This is a genomic window from Rickettsia koreansis, from assembly GCF_046532895.1.
Lineage (GTDB): Bacteria > Pseudomonadota > Alphaproteobacteria > Rickettsiales > Rickettsiaceae > Rickettsia > Rickettsia rickettsii.
The window spans coordinates 617,661-635,824 of the sequence record NZ_WHLZ01000001.1 but is presented as its reverse complement, the minus strand read 5'-3'; the positions used below and the strand labels follow the sequence as shown (position 1 = coordinate 635,824).

Sequence of the window (18,164 nt, the reverse complement as noted above, 5' to 3'; positions counted from 1 at the left end):
TTAGTTTTTGTTTCTTACTGAATCATGTTTTGGTAGAACAAAATTTTTAGTATCGGCGAAATAGTTAATGTCCAGGTTATTTAATAAGTAATTAGAAAGTTTAAAATTTGCTACGTTTCTATGAAAAGCTCCGATAAATTTATCTAAAATATCACGATTCGCCTCATCTCTAGTTACTAGGATTGCCGATACTTTTACTGTAGTTTGATTATCGGTAATCCCTGGATATAAGCCCTTATGAAGTATGGCTTTATGAAAAGCTCTATTTTGTTTTATTAATTCCGTTATTTTATCATTGTCAATAGAAATGAAATCAATTTCACACTTATTAGCTATGAAATTTACTAAGGGGTTAGGATGTCCAACCATCATTATTATAGCATCTATTTCCTTATTACAGAATTGATCACTAGAATCTTCATAATTAATATGTAGCTCTTCAGGTTCCTTAGCAAATTTATATAAAGAACGTACGAGATCATAAGTAATATGACTACTGGAAAATGTCGGACCATTAGTTATTTTTTTTCCGTCAATATCAGCAAAAACTTTTATTTTATCCTCATCTTTTACAATAACCGTAAAAAACTCATCATGTAGATTAAGCACCTGACGTAAATTTTGCATTTTTTCTTGATCGTGATAATAACCTATGCCCTCATATGCTTCTACTGCAATGTTAGCTTGCACTAGGGCTAAATCAATTTTGCCTTGTTGTAATAATTTTAAATTTTCTATACTACCGTTTGTTGCAACAACTTCGCATTTAATATGTTCATTATTTTTATCGTCATTTGTAATAGTCTTGCATAAATCAAGTCCAATAGCATAATATCCTTTTAAAATAGAGCCGGTACCGATTTTAATGACTTTTGGAGCAGCATAAATATGACTGCAAATAAGGAATATGCTAATAATAGTTGCTAGTTTAAAATTGTTCATAAAACGAATTTGAATTATTTGCGGTATTTTTGGTCTTCTTTATGTTCACCAAGTTTTAGTTCTAATAAATTAATAGAACCGATATTTATTCCTTTGTCTGAAAACTCAATATCAAACTTAGCTTTTTCTATATTGTTGTAAGCCGAATTTGCATTATTTTGCTCTGTATTTAATTGCGCGTCGGAAGCTTTATTAATTGCTTTAGCAATAATTGTTTTAATTATTTTCTTAGAAAAAATAATATTATTCGGTAATAATTTATCAACTATGGAATTATAATTTTCCAGCTCAAAATATAGTTTTCCTTTCGGTAATTTATTGGCAAAGAGTTGTAAATCACCGTTTAAATTAACTTTAGAATCATTATCACAAGTAAAAATAAATCTTTCTATATTAAAATTTTGTAAAATAGCTGAATCTTCTCCGTCTGCAGCAAATTTTAAAGAAGCAGCAATATCTAAATTAGCATTTTTAAAATTCACAATATCTTTTTCTGAATAATAATTCATGTTTAAAAATAAGGATATATTTTCCTCACTTGCTAAATTCTGTTTTCTTATAAGAAATGCTAAATCATTAATTTTAAAGATTTCTTGATTATCTTTAAATATCAATAATGCTTTATTATTTAACTGAATTGATTTTAATATTTCTTTTAAATTATCATCTTTTGATATTTTATATAAAGGTTTATTAAATTTTCCTATACCCTTTATGTCATCATCGCTGCATACATCATAGGTAAATGTTTTGTCGCCGTAATTATCGACTTCTCTAATAAAAGGGCCAAAATTAAGAGAGGCTCTTTTAGTACTAAAAGCTATATTTAGGACAATATTTTCGCATGTAAATTCTTTAGAATTTACATGATCAATTAATTTTACTTTAGGATCCGTTACGGTAATTTTCCAATTAAAAGGATAGCCTGAAAACTTAACTGCATTATAAGATATTTTAAGATTATCGGATTCAGAATTCTTCATTAAACTTACAACGTTATTTTTTATAGTATATGCAGTTGCAAACCATATTGTAGTAAAGGCTAAAAACACAAAAAGAAGTATTTTACGTATCACTTTTTTAATCCATTATAATTTTATATTACGAGTAGCAGCAGGAAGGCGTACTTTTATGCCGTCTAATTCTTCGGTTAAAATAATTTGACATCCCAATCTAGAAGTATCGGTAAGACCAAAGGCTAAGTCAAGCATATCTTCCTCTGCTTCCGTAGGTTTTTTTAATTTGTTGTAAAATTCTTCTTCTAAAATAACGTGACAAGTAGCACAAGCAAGCGATCCTTCACAAGCTCCCTCAAGGTCTAGATCGTTACTATGGGCAATTTCTAAAATAGAAAGCCCTATCGGTGCTTCTACTGTTTTTTCTTCTCCATCATTTATAATAAATGTTACTTTTATTTTTCCTGACATTCTTCTTATTTTTCCTTATCTAAATTGGTTCGATTATATATAATATTTTATATATAACTGAGGCTATTTAATTTGATTGATATTTTTGCCTTTTAGCAAATCATTAATTATTATATTATACTTTGTATACATAGATTTTTTTATTTTGGATTTAAACTCTTTAATAGAATTATTAATTAAGATCCGATCTCTAGCGTGTACGGCTTCTTTTATATTATCTAATAAAGAATTAATTATAGATATCTCACTTTCAGATAATAAAGTTGTTAATTCCGCTATAGCACGTTCTATGCTAAAGATTAAAGCCTCTGCTTCAATTACTGCTTCTTGTAATAATCTTGTAGTATAATCTATTTTAGCATTTTTATACGCGTTTTCTAACATAATATCAATTTCCGTTTTATCAATACCGTGATTTGGCTTTACTTCTATAGCATGTGATGTATTGCTGATTTTCTCATAAGCAGAAACGGATAATATACCGTCGGCGTCAATAGCAAAAGTAACTTCGGCTCTAATATATCCTGCTTTCATAGGAGGCAGTCCCTTTAACTCAAATCGGGCTAAACTGCGGCAATCGGCAGCCATTTCACGTTCACCTTGCAATATATGAAATTGTATACCGGTTTGATTATCGACATAAGTCGTAAATTCTTTTACTACCGAAATAGGAATCGGAGTATTATGCATGATGATTTTTTCAACTATACCGCCATATAATTCCATACCCAGCGATAAAGGTACTACATCAATCAATAATGAATTTGTATGGGGTGCTATTAAATTTTCTGCTTGTAATGCAGCCCCCCATACAACTGCTTTATCAGGATCGATATCTGATAGAATATCTATTTTAAATGCTTTATATAATTCGTCTTTTATTAAAGGAATGCGGGTTGCACCCCCTACTAAAATAACTCCGTCTATATTTGGATTTCCTGCTTGTTCTAAACACTCTTGAGCTATATTGATAGTACGTCCTACTAAGGGTAAAATTAATTGCTCTAATGTTTGCTTATTAATTGATATATTATCATTATTAAAACTATCTTTATATGTTAAAGTTTCCTTTGCTTTTTTTGCAAGTTGTAAAGTATCTATAGAATTAGGTAAATCAAATTTATTGCAAAGATATTGTGTAATTACTATATCTATATCGTTGCCACCAAGCATATTATCGCCGTTTGTTGCTATAACTTGAAAAATACCTTCTTGTATATTAAGAATAGATACGTCAAAAGTGCCGCCGCCTAGGTCATATACTAAATAACAGCCTTTTTGATTTTTGTTTAAGCCGTAAGCATAGGCAGCTGCAGTAGGTTCGGCAATGAGCCTTAATACTTCAAAACCTGCTATTTTAGCCGCAAGCATTACTTCGCCTCTTGCTGCATTGTTAAAATGTGCAGGTACTGTTATTACTGCTTTAGTTAGATTAGTCTTTAATTGTTCTTCTGCTTGATTTTTTAGGTAAATAAAAATTTCTGCTGCAATTTCAGAGACTCTCAGTTGTTTATTTGCAAAATTTAGCTTAAGCTCACTACTATTTACATCTAGATAATCTTTAACTAACGAAAAAAGTGCCGGAGTATTTAGAATTTCTTTTAATGTTTTACCGAATAGTCTTTTAATAGAACGCAGTCCTTTATTATTACCTATAGTAAAATTGTTACTTGTAAAATCTATAGTAGTTGGGATTAATTCTTTATCATCTATAGATTTAATAACTTTAACTTTTCTATTAGCTGCAATAGCTATTAATGAGTTAGTAGTGCCAAAATCGATACCGACTGCTATTTGCCGTTCTTGCTTAAAATCAGCTTGCTCCGGTTCCCTAATTTCTATTATTTGCATGATTTTATTTTTTCTTGCAGTTTATGCAGCAATGTCCCAATATATTTAAGCTTGCTAGTTTTTATAGTTGCGTCTGATAGATTGTGTTCTTCAAAAGCTTGTTTTAAAGAATCAATTTCAAGCTTTTTCATTAATTCATATTTGTCTTTTATTTTTTCTAAATCACTAAATAAGATAGTATTTTCGATTATTTCCATTTCATCCCAGAATATGCTTAATTCTAGAGGCGAAAGTAAACTACGTGTTTTTTCGTCATCTAAATTTATATTTTGCAAAAGCAGCATATATTCAGCACGCTTTAAGGCATCTTTAAGAGTAGAGTAAGCGTTATTTAATTCAGCCGCAGTAATTAGATTTTGTTCCTTTTCCTGCAAAGTTTTTGTTTTATCGGGATGATATTTTACCTGCATAGCAAAATATTGCTTTTCTAATATCTTTAAATTAATATTATACTCTTGCGGAAGTCCTAATAATTGAAAATAATTTTGCACTTTTCCTTTTTTATAATTCTAAACTGTTCTATCATATATCAAAAATTAAAAAAATACAATTATGGAAGTAGATCTATTACATTTTGAAAAAAAATATCATAACTGTATTGTAGCAGGTATAGATGAAGCAGGTAGAGGACCACTTGCAGGTCCGGTAGTAGCAAGTGCCGTTATAGTAGATAACGCCAATATTATAACGGGCATTAAAGATTCTAAAAAGCTTTCCAAAAAGAAAAGAGAATTACTATATGAACAAATCACTAGTAATTATGTTTGGGCAACTGCTATTATTTCTCATACCGAAATTGATGATATTAATATATTAGAGGCAACTAAAAAAGCTTGTTCTATTACTGTAGCAAATCTTAGCCTTGAGCCAGAAATAGTGTTAGTTGACGGTAATATGCAGTTTAAGGATGAAAGATTTGTCAGTATAATTAACGGTGATAATTTATCATTATCGATTGCTGCGGCTTCTATTGTTGCAAAAGTTACTAGGGATCGTTTGATGCTAGACTTAAGTGCTGAATTTCCCCAATATTTATGGCACAAAAATTCCGGCTACGGTACCAAAGAACATATCGAAGCTATTAATATACACGGCTTATCACCGTATCATCGTAGGAGTTTTAGGTGTTGTTAATGGTATTGCCTGTGTGGACACTGAATCGTCATTGCGAGTAGCCATAGGCTGCGTAGCAATCTCATGAAATAATAACAAACTCCTGAGATTGCTGCGTCAAAACTTACAGTTTTGCCTCGCAATGACTATGACGCTTTTAGTATCCACAACGCACACTATTAACTCAACTCGAGTGCCGCCTCTTCTAGAGTTTTGAGCTGATCACGAAGTTTTATGGCTTGTTCAAATTCAAGATTACTTGCGGCTTTAAGCATTTCTTTCTTTAATTTATCAATATGGATTTTTAGCTTGGCAGGATTATCAAATAAAGTATGAGCTTGTTTTTTATCAAGCTTACTATCGATTTTCTCAAATTCTGCTAAAGCGTGAATAGCACGGTTGATGGTTTTTGGAATTATGCCGTGTTTTTCATTATATTCCTGCTGAATTTGCCTTCTACGCAACGTTTCACTAACGGCTTTATCGATAGATTTAGTCATTTTATCGGCATAAAGTATAACTCTGCCCGCGCTATTTCTTGCAGCTCTTCCTATTGTTTGTATTAACGATACTTCCGACCGCAAAAACCCCTCTTTGTCTGCATCAAGTATAGCAACTAAGCCGCATTCAGGGATGTCAAGCCCCTCCCTTAATAGATTAATACCGACTAAAACATCAATAGTACCTTGTCTTAAGTCTCGTAAAATCTCTATACGCTCTAGAGTATGAACGTTAGAATGTAAATAAGAAGTTTTATATTTTAGCTCCTGCAAATAGGCGGTTAAATCTTCTGCCATTTTTTTAGTTAAGGTGGTGACTAGAACACGAGAACCTTGAGCGATAGTAGTTTGAATTTCGCTAATTAAATCCTCAACTTGGTTAGTAGCGGGTTTGATAATACATTCAGGATCAAGCAGCCCCGTAGGTCTGATAATCAATTCTACAACCGTGCCGCCGGTTTCTTCTAACTCGAACGGTCCTGGAGTTGCAGATACAAACACAGTTTGTGGTCTAAATTTTTCCCATTCTTCAAATTTTAAAGGTCTGTTATCAAGTGCAGAGGGTAGACGAAACCCATGCTCTACCAAAATTTCTTTCCTTGCTCGATCGCCGTTATACATTGCTCTAATTTGCGGTACGGATACATGGCTTTCATCAACAAATAATAATGCATCTTCTGGTAGGTATTCGAATAATGTAGGAGGCGGCTCACCGGCATTACGTCCTGTGAAAAAGCGAGAGTAGTTTTCAACGCCTTTACAGCTGCCGGTTTCCGTTAACATTTCAAGATCATATTGAGTACGTTGATTTAGCCTTTGAGTTTCAAGTGGTTTGTCTTGTGACTTTAAAAACTCTAAGCGTTTTTGTAATTCTTCTTCAATACCTGATATGGCATTATTGACCGTTTCTTGAGGCATCACAAAATGTGAATTACCAAAAACCATAGCGTGATCGAGCTTAGCAAGTTTTTCACCTGTTAGGGGATCAAATTCATGGATATATTCGAGTTCATTACCGAAAAACGATAAACGCCAAGCTTTATCGCTGTAATGTGAGGGGAAAATATCTATGTTGTTGCCTTTAACTCTAAAACAGCCACGCTCAAATCCGATATCGTTACGCTCATATTGTAGATTTATCAAATCGTTTAGTAGCTTATCACGAGGGTAGCTTTGACCAGGCTCTAGATTAACCGTCATTTGGTAATATAAATCGGGAGAGCCAAGCCCGTAAATACAGGAAACGGAAGAAACTACTATAACGTCACGACGCTCTAATAGCGATCTTGTAGCGGCATGACGCATTAAATCAATTTGTTCGTTAATTGATGAGTCTTTTTCTATAAAAGTATCGGTGCGTGCTATATAAGCTTCGGGCTGGTAATAATCATAATATGAGACAAAGTATTCAACGGCATTCTTTGGAAAAAGCGATTTCATCTCTGAATAGATTTGGGCAGCTAAAGTTTTATTATGAGCCATAATAAGAGTAGGACGATTAGTTCTCTCTATAATATTGGCCATAGTAAAGGTTTTGCCTGATCCCGTAATACCAAGCAACATTTGTGAGCGTTTTTTGCTACTTAACCCTGCTATAATTTCATCTATTGCTTTTGGTTGATCGCCTGCCGGTTTATATTCTGAGATAATAGAAAAATTATTCATGCATTTTTACTTGCTTTAAAAACTATAGTTTAAGATAATATATTAAAATCTAACAAAAAAATATAACATTATGAATAAAGCTATATTACATACAATTATTGTTTATACTCTCGCTAGTTGTCCTTATTGTATAAAAGCTAAAGCATTGCTTGATGAGAAAAATGTTGCTTATGAGGAAATTGAAGTAAGTAATTTTACTCAGGAAGAGAAAGAAAATTTTATTAAGAAATCCGGTGGAAAAAAGACCGTTCCGCAGATATTTATAGATAATATGCATGTTGGCGGTTGTGATGCTCTGTTTGATCTTGAAAAAGAGGGAAGGCTAGATAAGCTGTTAGAAAATCAGCCGAAGACGACTTCACCTGCTGCCGGAGCGTAATTAATAAAAGCGTCATTGCAAGGAAATTACGAAGTAATTGACGAAGCAATCTAAGGAGTTTGTTATTATTGCATGAGATTGCTACGCTCCCTACGGTCGCTCGCAATGGCGATTTAGTATCCACGCGAGCAATGCCCGCTTGCAATGATGCTGAAAACTACAAAAACTTCAAAATGTCCAAAAACAAAACTCGCAAAAATTCATGCCATCTACTTCTGCCGTATTTATGGTCGAAGGATTTTGATATACGCCTGCGTATTGTTACCTCTCTTATTTGTCTAGTCATAGCTAAAGTAATAAATATTTTCGTTCCTATTGTTTATAAACATATAATAGATGGGCTAAATAAAAACTTTGCTCTTTCGGTTATTATCGGGATTATTGTTGCATATGGCGGAACAAAAATACTTGTTCAAATTTTCAGTGAATTACGAAATATCATTTTTTCAAAAGTAGGACATCAAGCAACTTGCTTAGTTGCTCTAAATGTCTTTAAGTACATGCATAATTTAAGTATGCGTTTTCACATTACCAGAAAAACAGGGGGCTTAAGTAGGTCAATAGAGCGTGGTACTAAAGGTATTGAAGCGGTACTGCGGTATTCGTTATTTAATATTTTTCCGACAAGCGTAGAAATTATATTAGTAAGCGGGATGTTATGGTATGTTTACGGTATTTGGTTTGCCGTAACTGTTTTAATAACAATGATAGTTTATGTTGGTTATACTTGCCTAATCAGTACTTGGCGTATTTCTTTTGTAAGGGAAATGAACCAAAGCGATAACACCGCCAATAATAGAGCAATCGATAGTTTACTGAATTTTGAGACCGTTAAATATTTCGGTAATGAAGAATATGAGGCGATAAAGTTTAATGAGGCTTTACAAACTTATGAAAAATCAGCTACTAAAACTACTAACAGCCTATCGATTTTAAATATCGGGCAGGATGTTATAATATCCTTAGGGCTTGTTAGCCTTATGATACTTTCAGCAAATGCTATTAACCAAAATAAAATGACCGTCGGCGATTTAATAATGGTTAATACTTATCTATTTCAGCTATCAATTCCGCTTTCAATACTTGGCTTTGCTTATAGAGAAATTAAAAATGCTCTAGTTAGTATGGAAGATATGTTTAAGCTGCTTGATATACCGGCAGAAGTAGATGATGCTTTGAACGCTAAGGAGCTAATTATCTTAAAAGGTGAGGTTAGTTTCGATAATGTTAGCTTTGCTTATAATCAGGAACGTCCGATTTTACATAATATAAGTTTTACGATAAAGAGTGGTAAAACTTTAGCAGTAGTCGGTAGTAGTGGGGCAGGGAAATCGACTATATCACGCTTGCTTTTTAGGTTTTACAATATTAATAGCGGCAATATTACTATTGATGGTCAGGATATAAGAGAAGTCACGCAACAATCGCTGCGTAAATCTATTGGAATTGTTCCGCAAGATACGGTACTGTTTAACGATACGATATATTACAACATCGCATACGGTAATAATGCAGCAAGCTACGATGAAGTTATAGCAGCTTCAAAAAATGCTCATATTCATGAGTTTATTAGCACGTTACCCGAAGGGTATGAGACGCAGGTAGGCGAGAGAGGCTTAAAGCTTTCGGGCGGTGAGAAACAGCGTATTGCAATTGCAAGAACCATCTTAAAAAATCCAGCAATATATGTTTTTGATGAGGCAACAAGTTCGCTTGATACTAAAACCGAAAAGCTAATTCAAGCAAGCCTTAAAGAGATCTCGGCTCACCATACTACCCTTATCATTGCCCATAGACTCTCAACTATTATCGATGCAGATGAGATTATCGTTTTAGATAACGGTTATATAGTTGAGCGGGGTAACCATAAAACCTTGCTACAGCACAAAGGCTATTATGCCGAACTTTGGTATAAACAGCAAGAAGAGGCACATTCTTAAAATTTATCATTATATCAACTATAAGCTTTGTTAAGTGGTTTGGTAAAACCAGCTCGATGTCATTCCCGTGGAGGTTTTGTTGCGTGGATATCAAGTCGTCATTGCAAGCGAACGTTAGTGAGCATGGCAATCTCAGGAATTCTTCTCAAGATTGCTGCGTCAAATTACTATGTAATTTTCCTCGCAATGACGAAAAAACTGATCCACGCAGGAATGACATGGATAGCTAATTGATATTTCAAAAAATTGGCTAAAATCTCTTGCAAGAATCGCGGTGACGTGATGCCGGGGTTTCAAAGCCTCTATCCTAAGCGTTATTATCAGCCGTATAAATGGTATAATCCTCGACTTCCTGGTTGGGGGATAGTAGCTGCGGTGGTTAAAACTTGAGCAATTTAAGTGTAATCACGGGAGCAACTACATGTTCAACAAAAATAATAAATTATTATCTAAAATATTACCGTTCTCTAAGAAAAATAAAGATTTAGAAAAACTAAGATCTAAGTTTAAACAAAGGTTAGCAGAACAGGTAACGGTAGATGAGATAACAAGAATAGAGCAGCGTTCATTATATTTAGAAAGTATAAAATAATTCTAATATATAATAAAGTTTGTTAACTGTTACGATTATGTTATTGCCTAGAAACGGTTGATGTCGTCATTGTAAGCGACTAAAGGCCTTGTTGTATGGCTCGTTTATGTCATTTCCACGCAAGCGGGAATTCAGTAAAAAATGCTAAAACAAAGAAAATTACATAAAAATTTAGTATATAATTTGCTTAAAAAACTAGATTCCTACTTTCGCAGGAATGACATCGGCATCCGTGCAACAATGCCCCGCAGCAATGACATCGGTAACTTAGAAACAATGCCACGATTATAAATACAAGCAATCCTTGAAAGAAATTTATTATGTCTCTATTATTAAATATAATTCATTAAATTTAAGGCTAAGTAATCGTGACTGATAAATCTTCTTCTAATTTAGTACCGGTAAATATCGAAGATGAGATGAAAGTATCTTATCTTGATTATGCTATGAGCGTTATAGTCAGTAGAGCTATACCGGATGTTCGGGACGGCTTAAAGCCGGTACATCGCCGAATTATCTATTCCATGCATGAAGCCGGTAATCATGCTAGTAAACCTTATAGAAAATCCGCTAGAATAGTCGGTGACGTGATGGGTAAATACCATCCGCACGGCGATAGTGCTATTTACGATGCGTTAGTACGTATGGCACAAGATTTTTCCTTGCGTTTACCGCTTGTAGACGGGCAGGGTAATTTCGGCTCGATGGATGGTGATGCGGCGGCAGCAATGAGATATACCGAATCTCGAATGGCCAAAGTTTCGTATAAGCTCGTAGAGGATATCGATAAAGAGACTGTCAGCTTTAACCCTAATTACGATGGTTCTGAAGAAGAGCCTTCCGTACTTCCTGCAATGTTTCCCAATTTATTGGTGAACGGTAGCGGAGGTATTGCGGTCGGTATGGCAACTAATATCCCGCCTCATAATCTTGGTGAGGTTATCGATGCGTGCTGTTTATATATAGATAATAACGATATAGAAATATTAGATTTACTTGAAGTTGTTAAAGGACCGGATTTTCCTACAGGTTCAATGATTTTAGGCATTAGCGGTATTAGATCGGCATATCTTACCGGTAGAGGTAGTATAATTATGCGAGGTCGAGCCGAGATTGAGAATATCGGTAATGGCCGTCAAGCAATTATTATTACCGAAATACCGTATATGGTAAATAAGGCAAGGCTCGTTGAGAAAATCGCTGAAATGGTTAAGGAAAAGCGTATAGAAGGTATAAGTGATTTACGTGATGAATCAAATAAAAACGGTGTAAGGATTTTTATTGAGTTAAAGAAAGACGTAGTTGCTGAAGTAGTCTTAAATCAAATATACGCATGTACGCAGCTACAAACTAGCTTCGGTGTTATTATGCTTGCTCTTAAAGATGGGCTACCGAAAGTGATGAATTTGAAAGAAGTAATTGCAGCTTTCGTTAGTTTTAGGGAAGTAGTAATTACTAACCGTACTATATATTTACTCAATAAAGCAAGAGATAGAGCTCATATTTTACTAGGACTAACTATTGCCGTTAGTAATATCGATGAAATAATACGTATTATTAAAGCTTCAAATGACCCGCATGCAGCTAAACAAGAATTAATGGCTCGTCAGTGGGAAGCATTAAATATCCTACCTCTTGTAAAGTTGGTTGATGATAAAGCAATGTTAAACGAGCAGGGTAAATGTAACTTTACCGAATTGCAAGCTAAGGCAATCTTAGAAATGAGATTGCAACGCCTGACCGCTATGGAGAAAAACAAGCTTGAAGAGGATTTAAAGAACCTCACTACGGAAATCACCGAATATCTTAATATACTCGGCTCTCGTACAAGGTTACTTGAAATTTTAAAGGAAGAGCTCATTAAAGTTAAAGAAGAATTTGCGACTCCTCGTCTTACTTCAATTGAATTCGGCGAATTTGATCAAGATATAGAAGATTTAATTCAGCGTGAAGAAATGGTTGTAACCGTAACGCTTGGTGGGTATATCAAGCGTGTACCTCTAAGTAGCTATCGTGCGCAAAAACGTGGAGGTAAAGGAAGATCAGGGCTTTCAATGCGTGATGAAGATATTACCACGCAAGTTTTTGTCGGTAGTACCCATACTCCTATGTTGTTCTTCTCAAATATCGGTCAGGTTTATAGTTTAAAACTGTATAAACTGCCTTTAAGTAATCCGCAGGGTAAGGGTAGACCGATGGTTAATATATTACCGTTGAAAGCAAATGAGCATATTACGAATATTATGCCGTTACCTGAAAATCAGGATGAGAGGAATAATTTAAACATTATGTTCGCAACTGCCAAGGGTAATATCAGAAGAAGCGATTTATTAGATTTCAAAAAACTTCAGTCGAACGGTAAAATTGCTATTAGGCTTGATGAGGACGATAAATTAATAGATGTAAAACCATGTAAAGAAGACGAGCATATTTTACTTGCTACCAAAGCCGGTAAAGCTTTAAGATTCCCTGTTGAATCGCTGCGTGTTATTAAGAGTCGTACTTCTGATGGGGTACGAGGTATGAAGCTTGCCAAAGAGGATTCCGTAATTTCTATGACTGTGCTTAAAGGTATTAGTAGTACAAAAGAGGATAGAGATGCTTATTTATCCGTGCCGTGGGAGCAGAGATTAGAGATTGCTAAAGGTGAGGCGTTTAATCCTGAAGAACTTGGCGTAAGCTTAACTGCCCCGGCTATTATAGAAATGGCAAATTCCGAAGAATTCATTTTAACCGTAACTGAGAACGGTTTTGGTAAGAGAAGCTCAGCTTATGGCTATAGAATTACTGACCGTGGCGGAAGCGGTATAATCAATATGGATATTAACGACAAAACTGGTTTAGTCGTCGGTGTTATGCCGGTTAAAATAGATGATGAGTTAATGCTGATTACCAATAGTGGTAAGTTAATTCGCTGTAAACTTGAGTCAGTACGTATTACGGGACGTAACACTAGCGGCGTAATCCTATTTAAGCTAGATGATGGTGAAAAAGTCGTGTCTGTCTCTTTAATTGCTGAAACTGCTGAAAGTGAAGAAGATAGTGAGTTAGAGGAAGAGGGATTAGAGCAATCTGAAGAGGTGTAAGGGCTGAGGCGTTGTTATTCCCGCATAGCTCTTAAAAAGCTCTCGATGTCATTCTTGCGAAAGCATTTTGCATAGATACCTAAGTAGTCATTGCGAGGAGGTATTGTTGCGTGGACCGGTAAAACCCACTGTATCACCCCGTGGTCAAGCCACGGGATGACAGAGGTGAAATTGCTTCACGCAACAATGCCTCCTCGCAATGACGTTAATTTATTAATTGATCTGCTTTTAGTTAACAATACCCCACAAAGAACTTCTAGAAAAGTATTGCAACAATAATTTTTCTCTCTATAATAACTGTATATTGAATTTATGAATATGCAAATATTAACTTTCCAGTCTTTTTTTACTACTACAACCGGTCTAAGCCGGTAACAATATCTCATCTTCCTTTTAATTATATCCATCTATTTAAATTAACTAATTATTATTAGGTAAGTTTTATGTTGTGTAAAATGCCACTTATTTTAATGGCTATTATCATAGCTATCATATTGTTAAACCCACTAATGAGTTTAGAAGTACAAAGGTTATTGTATTCAATAAGTCTATCTATTAAATCTATAATTGGATTATTTCTACCTTTAATTATTTTTGGTTTACTTTTTAAATCTGTTGTAATGCTAGCCAAAGATGCAACACGTATAGTTTTCTTAATATTATTACTAGTATGTGGGTCTAATGTTTGTTCTACCTTCATAAGTCATTATGTAGGTATATACATGTATCAATTCGCTTTATCAATGATCTCTCCTATAGAAAATGATAGCTTAAAGCCTTTATGGTTGCTTAATTTTCCTAATATTATTGCTAATGATAAAATCGTATTTAGTAGTATTATCTTAGGCTTTATTCCCTCAAAATTGTGTGCTGAAGTTGCAATTGGATTGGCTTGTAAGCTAGAAGCATTTGTTGCAAAAATATTGCGATTGTTGATCTATATAATTCCCTTATTTATAATGGGCTTTATCGTAAAACTACAGTTTGATTAAGTATTAGATATAATTATTAAAGATTATATGTTCATTTTTATGACGATCGTATTTGCTCAGTTTGGTTATATCTTTCTTGCTTATTTTATTTTAAGTAACTGTTGAGTTAAGGAATTCATAGCTAGCCTTAGTAATATGATGCCAGAGTCTATAAGTGGATTTAGTGCAATGTTTAGTGTTATAAGTATGCCACTTAGTATAATAGGAGCGGCAAATAATACAAATAATAAAGCACTCGCTCGTACCGTTGACCAATAACAGTCAATATTCATCTTGTTGGCGATTGTTTTGCCATACCGATTTTGGCTTATACTATACTAAAAAGTTATGGATTAGCTGAACCTACTTTATTTAATTATTTTATTTTTACTTTTTATTTTGTATTGGCAAAATTTTCAGTAGCAGCTATACCAGGTGGTGGAATTATTGTAATGCTTACTATACTTGAACAATATCTAGGTTTTAATACTAATATGATGTCTCTGATTACAGCTCTTTATATCTTATTTGATCCTGTGATCACTTGTGCTAATATTTTAGGAAATGGTGTTTTTGTTAAACTGATAGATAATATATATAGTGTAACTCAGAAAGCTTAATTTAAGCAAATTTGCATAGAGCAAGTTATGTTCCACCGTGGGCATTAATAAATATTTTAGCAATAGGACGAGGTTTCTCAAAATACTCTAGGTTCTTGCGTGCAGAAAATTAAATTATTTGTATTGTTAGATATTTTTGAGCAAAAATTAATAAGAACGCAAGAGCCTAATATCTCTTTTTCTTTTAAAGTAATTGTTGAATTATCTATATTTGATAAATTAGATATTTGTGTTCCTTGAATTATTATTTTTTACGAAGAATTAGTGAATTTTTTAACCAAATCTCAAATATTAGATAATTGATTTAAAAGATATAATCTTTGTGTGGAAAGTGATATATTGGTAATAAATTATGATGTGGTTATTAATTGCGATTGGTTTAACCGTTGCGGTTCTTATTATAGGAGTAGTATCGATGGCTATCGGAGGAAAGTTTGATAAGAAATTTAGTTCAAAATTAATGACTTTAAGAGTTTTTTTTCAGGCAGTTGCTATATTTTTATTGATTATAATGTATTTTTATAAAGTTAATTTATAAATGTCTGAAAATAACTCAAAAGCTACTTAATCGATTTCTTTAATTTCTTCACGTAATTCTTCCCATTTGTCTAAAATTTCTTCTAATGTAACTTCTGCGACTTTTTGTGCTCCATCTTCAAAGTCCTTTAAATCTCTAATCAGTTTCTCTAGCTTTAATAATGAAATTTTTTTTTCATTATACTGATCGCTACAATGTTCTTCGAGTTGTTCGGCAATTTCTTCAATATCACCCCAATGCATGATTATTCCTCCTTAATTTTATGCAAGCCTTATTTATTAAACATATTATCTGATATTTGCTATTATTTTGTACTAAATATTATTAATTCGACAAATTATTGCAAATAGGTGAGTTTATTATGCAACTATTGCCGGAATTAGGCAGGTTTGTTTTCTTTACATTTTGGTGATTTTATAGTATATTATAAAATATTAAGATTTAATGATTATGTCAATATTACCGATAGTAACGGCACCTGATGAAAGATTAAAGCAGAAATCTCGGCCGGTTTTAGAGTTTACCGATCACACACGAAAATTTATGGATGATATGCTTAACACTATGTACCATGAAGACGGTGCAGGGCTTGCAGCAGTACAAGTAGGGGTATTGAAACGTATTTTAGTAATTGATATAAAAGATCATGATTCGGTAGCAAGACCAAAAGATTTTTATCCGCTTTTTATAGTGAATCCTGAAATAATAGAAAAATCAGAAGAGCTAGTTGCGGTTAACGAAGGTTGTATCTCATTACCGGAGCAACGTATTGAGGTCGCAAGACCGGAATCTATAAAGATTCGGTATTTAGACTATCATGGTAAATCGCAAAAGCTTAAAGCAAATGATTGGCTTGCAAGAGTTATCCAGCATGAGTATGATCATTTAGAAGGTAAGCTTATGATTGATTATTTAAGTAATTTAAAACGAGATGTAGTACTGCGTAAGCTTAAGAAACTCAAAAATAATATAGTGTGAAAGTAATCTTTATGGGAACGCCTGAATTCGCTGTTCCCGCTCTTAAAAAACTTATAACTCATCACGAAGTTAAAGCTGTTTTTACACAGCAGCCTAAAGCTAAGGGCAGAGGACTTAACTTAGCTAAATCGCCAATACATCAATTAGCATTTGAGCATCAAATTCCTATTTATACTCCTTCTACTCTTCGTAATGATGCAGTAATAAATCTAATTAATAAAGTTAATGCTGATATTATAGTTGTTATTGCATATGGTTTTATTGTGCCGAAAGCTATATTAGAAGCTAAGAAATACGGCTGTCTTAATATCCATCCATCCGATTTGCCTCGTCACAGAGGAGCGGCTCCTCTGCAGCGTACTATTATAGAGGGTGACCGGAAAAGTAGTGTATGTATTATGCGTATGGATATAGGGCTTGATACAGGTGATATATTTATGAAAGAAGATTTTGATTTAGAAGAAAGAACAACATTGGAAGAACTGCATAACAAATGTGCAAATCTCGGAGCGGAGTTATTAATGAAAACACTTGCAAATATCGATAATATAGTACCAATAACACAGCCAAGTGACGGTGTTACGTATGCTCATAAATTAACTAAAGAAGAAGGAAAAATTAATTGGCATGAATCCGCATATAAAATAGATTGTAAAATAAGGGGCATGAATCCTTGGCCCGGAGCATATTTTAGTTATAATGATAAAATAATTAAAATCCTTGAAGCAGAATATTTAAATGCGGATCATCACTTTACTTCCGGTACCGTTATTAGCGATAAGCTGGAAATAGCTTGTGGAAGCGGTATATTAAGAGTGAAAAAACTTCAGCAAGAGAGTAAAAAAGCTTTGAATATAGAAGAATTTTTACGTGGTACAAATATTTTAAAAGATACAGTATTAAAATAAGAGTATTATTGTGGGTAAAGATAAAAAAGAAGTTAGGTTTAATGATAATTGAGACGTTAAAGAGTTTACCTCAAAGCTTGAAAAGAATAGTGATATTTATTCTGTAAAAAGGAAAGTCATTAATATAGTAGATGATGAAGTAGAGGATCAAACTAAGCTACTTACGGAAACTCAATTTTTTGTGAAAAAAACTCCACAACATCTCAATATGAAATTAGCGGCTTTATTAATAAAGCAGGCAAACATATAAACAATCCAAAGCAAATAAAAGAAATTTCAAAATTATACGCTCATGCCGTATTTGCTGATTTACAGAAAAATATTTTAGGTACATTTGATAAGAACGGTAATTTAAGTATAACTCAAGATTTTGCAATTGATGAAAATCCAGTCTTTAGAAAAGACTGTAAATTATTGTTGGTTAAAACTCAAAGCGGTTTGGTAAACAGAGAAGGAGAAATGACAGCAGTAAATCATGTTTTACAAAAAGGCAGATTTTTGTTGGAAGATTTAGGCGGTAAGGTAGATACAAAATTAGGGACCGCAAATCTAAACAAAAAGCCGACAAAGCCTACTTTAAAAAGAGGTTAAAATAACTTTAAGCTCTCTCATAAGAAATAAAATTAAAATTATTTGAAATTAGTGTTTGACAAG

20 protein-coding genes and 1 pseudogene are annotated in these 18,164 nt (G+C 33.5%); 13 read left to right on the top strand and 8 right to left on the bottom strand.

Going from position 1 to position 18,164, the window contains the following annotated elements:
- From GCO76_RS03650 to hscB, 5 genes and pseudogenes are all read right to left on the bottom strand, one after another.
- On the bottom strand, positions 1 to 942 hold the full coding sequence (locus tag GCO76_RS03650) for a TAXI family TRAP transporter solute-binding subunit (protein ID WP_410956198.1): 942 nt from the start codon (positions 940 to 942) through the stop codon (positions 1 to 3).
- A pseudogene (locus GCO76_RS03645) lies at positions 929 to 2,018 on the bottom strand (RP198 family tick cell line-upregulated protein). Before GCO76_RS03645 ends, GCO76_RS03650 begins: the two are co-directional and overlap by 14 nt.
- Positions 2,019 to 2,030: 12 nt before the next feature.
- On the bottom strand, positions 2,031 to 2,369 hold the full coding sequence (locus GCO76_RS03640) for a ferredoxin family 2Fe-2S iron-sulfur cluster binding protein (protein ID WP_004996492.1): 339 nt from the start codon (positions 2,367 to 2,369) through the stop codon (positions 2,031 to 2,033).
- Positions 2,370 to 2,432: 63 nt separating this feature from the next.
- A complete protein-coding gene (hscA, locus tag GCO76_RS03635) occupies positions 2,433 to 4,220 on the bottom strand; it encodes a Fe-S protein assembly chaperone HscA (protein ID WP_410956197.1) in 1,788 nt (595 codons plus the stop codon).
- Positions 4,211 to 4,711: a Fe-S protein assembly co-chaperone HscB gene (hscB, locus tag GCO76_RS03630; protein ID WP_103897668.1), complete on the bottom strand. Its 501-nt coding sequence runs from the start codon at positions 4,709 to 4,711 to the stop codon at positions 4,211 to 4,213. Before hscB ends, hscA begins: the two co-directional genes overlap by 10 nt.
- A 61-nt stretch (positions 4,712 to 4,772) precedes the next feature.
- On the opposite strand from hscB, the gene GCO76_RS03625 reads away from it, so the two are divergent.
- Entirely contained in the window at positions 4,773 to 5,354 is a 582-nt protein-coding gene (locus tag GCO76_RS03625; RefSeq protein ID WP_410956196.1) for a ribonuclease HII, read from the top strand.
- 158 nt (positions 5,355 to 5,512) lie between these two features.
- Here GCO76_RS03625 and uvrB read toward each other — a convergent pair whose 3' ends face one another.
- Entirely contained in the window at positions 5,513 to 7,498 is a 1,986-nt protein-coding gene (uvrB, locus tag GCO76_RS03620) for an excinuclease ABC subunit UvrB (protein ID WP_410956195.1), read from the bottom strand.
- Between the two features lie 70 nt (positions 7,499 to 7,568).
- On the opposite strand from uvrB, the gene grxC reads away from it, so the two are divergent.
- From grxC to gyrA, 4 genes are all read left to right on the top strand, one after another.
- Entirely contained in the window at positions 7,569 to 7,877 is a 309-nt protein-coding gene (gene grxC, locus GCO76_RS03615) for a glutaredoxin 3 (protein WP_410956194.1), read from the top strand.
- Between the two features lie 173 nt (positions 7,878 to 8,050).
- Complete coding sequence (locus GCO76_RS03610; RefSeq protein ID WP_410956193.1) at positions 8,051 to 9,817, top strand: ABCB family ABC transporter ATP-binding protein/permease; 1,767 nt, start codon at positions 8,051 to 8,053, stop codon at positions 9,815 to 9,817.
- 421 nt (positions 9,818 to 10,238) lie between these two features.
- Positions 10,239 to 10,409 carry a hypothetical protein gene (locus GCO76_RS03605; RefSeq protein ID WP_004996471.1) on the top strand — a complete coding sequence of 57 codons (171 nt, stop codon included), beginning with the start codon at positions 10,239 to 10,241 and terminating at the stop codon, positions 10,407 to 10,409.
- A 368-nt stretch (positions 10,410 to 10,777) separates the two neighbouring features.
- Positions 10,778 to 13,495 carry a DNA topoisomerase (ATP-hydrolyzing) subunit A gene (gyrA, locus tag GCO76_RS03600; RefSeq protein WP_410956192.1) on the top strand — a complete coding sequence of 906 codons (2,718 nt, stop codon included), beginning with the start codon at positions 10,778 to 10,780 and terminating at the stop codon, positions 13,493 to 13,495.
- A gap of 430 nt (positions 13,496 to 13,925) precedes the next feature.
- Here the strand turns inward: gyrA and GCO76_RS03595 are convergent, their stop codons facing one another.
- On the bottom strand, positions 13,926 to 14,195 hold the full coding sequence (locus GCO76_RS03595) for a hypothetical protein (protein ID WP_410956191.1): 270 nt from the start codon (positions 14,193 to 14,195) through the stop codon (positions 13,926 to 13,928).
- Positions 14,196 to 14,217: 22 nt separating this feature from the next.
- On the opposite strand from GCO76_RS03595, the gene GCO76_RS03590 reads away from it, so the two are divergent.
- The 5 genes from GCO76_RS03590 to GCO76_RS03570 all read left to right on the top strand — a co-directional run bounded on the left by GCO76_RS03590 (position 14,218) and on the right by GCO76_RS03570 (position 15,624).
- The gene (locus tag GCO76_RS03590; RefSeq protein WP_410956190.1) at positions 14,218 to 14,487 is read left to right on the top strand and encodes a transporter; all 270 of its coding nucleotides are present in this window, start codon (positions 14,218 to 14,220) and stop codon (positions 14,485 to 14,487) included.
- Between the two features lie 168 nt (positions 14,488 to 14,655).
- Positions 14,656 to 14,745 (top strand): transporter, encoded by a 90-nt coding sequence (locus GCO76_RS03585; RefSeq protein WP_410956189.1) that lies wholly within the window; start codon positions 14,656 to 14,658, stop codon positions 14,743 to 14,745.
- A 44-nt stretch (positions 14,746 to 14,789) separates the two neighbouring features.
- Complete coding sequence (locus GCO76_RS03580) at positions 14,790 to 15,086, top strand: cation:dicarboxylate symporter family transporter (protein WP_410956188.1); 297 nt, start codon at positions 14,790 to 14,792, stop codon at positions 15,084 to 15,086.
- Between the two features lie 99 nt (positions 15,087 to 15,185).
- Positions 15,186 to 15,326, top strand: coding sequence for a peptide deformylase (locus tag GCO76_RS03575; protein WP_103897230.1), 141 nt, complete (start codon positions 15,186 to 15,188; stop codon positions 15,324 to 15,326).
- A 112-nt stretch (positions 15,327 to 15,438) separates the two neighbouring features.
- Positions 15,439 to 15,624, top strand: a complete 186-nt coding sequence (locus GCO76_RS03570) for a twin transmembrane helix small protein (protein WP_014013979.1) — start codon at positions 15,439 to 15,441, stop codon at positions 15,622 to 15,624.
- A 26-nt stretch (positions 15,625 to 15,650) separates the two neighbouring features.
- Here GCO76_RS03570 and GCO76_RS03565 read toward each other — a convergent pair whose 3' ends face one another.
- Complete coding sequence (locus GCO76_RS03565) at positions 15,651 to 15,866, bottom strand: Fe-S cluster assembly protein IscX (protein ID WP_410956187.1); 216 nt, start codon at positions 15,864 to 15,866, stop codon at positions 15,651 to 15,653.
- 208 nt (positions 15,867 to 16,074) lie between these two features.
- On the opposite strand from GCO76_RS03565, the gene def reads away from it, so the two are divergent.
- The 3 genes from def (at position 16,075) to GCO76_RS03550 (ending at position 18,101) form a co-directional block, all read left to right on the top strand.
- Positions 16,075 to 16,602: a peptide deformylase gene (gene def / locus GCO76_RS03560; protein WP_410956186.1), complete on the top strand. Its 528-nt coding sequence runs from the start codon at positions 16,075 to 16,077 to the stop codon at positions 16,600 to 16,602.
- Entirely contained in the window at positions 16,599 to 17,510 is a 912-nt protein-coding gene (gene fmt, locus GCO76_RS03555) for a methionyl-tRNA formyltransferase (RefSeq protein WP_410956185.1), read from the top strand. The genes def and fmt overlap by 4 nt, the downstream gene beginning before the upstream one ends.
- A 174-nt stretch (positions 17,511 to 17,684) precedes the next feature.
- The gene (locus GCO76_RS03550) at positions 17,685 to 18,101 is read left to right on the top strand and encodes a hypothetical protein (protein WP_410956471.1); all 417 of its coding nucleotides are present in this window, start codon (positions 17,685 to 17,687) and stop codon (positions 18,099 to 18,101) included.
- Positions 18,102 to 18,164: the final 63 nt, after the last annotated feature.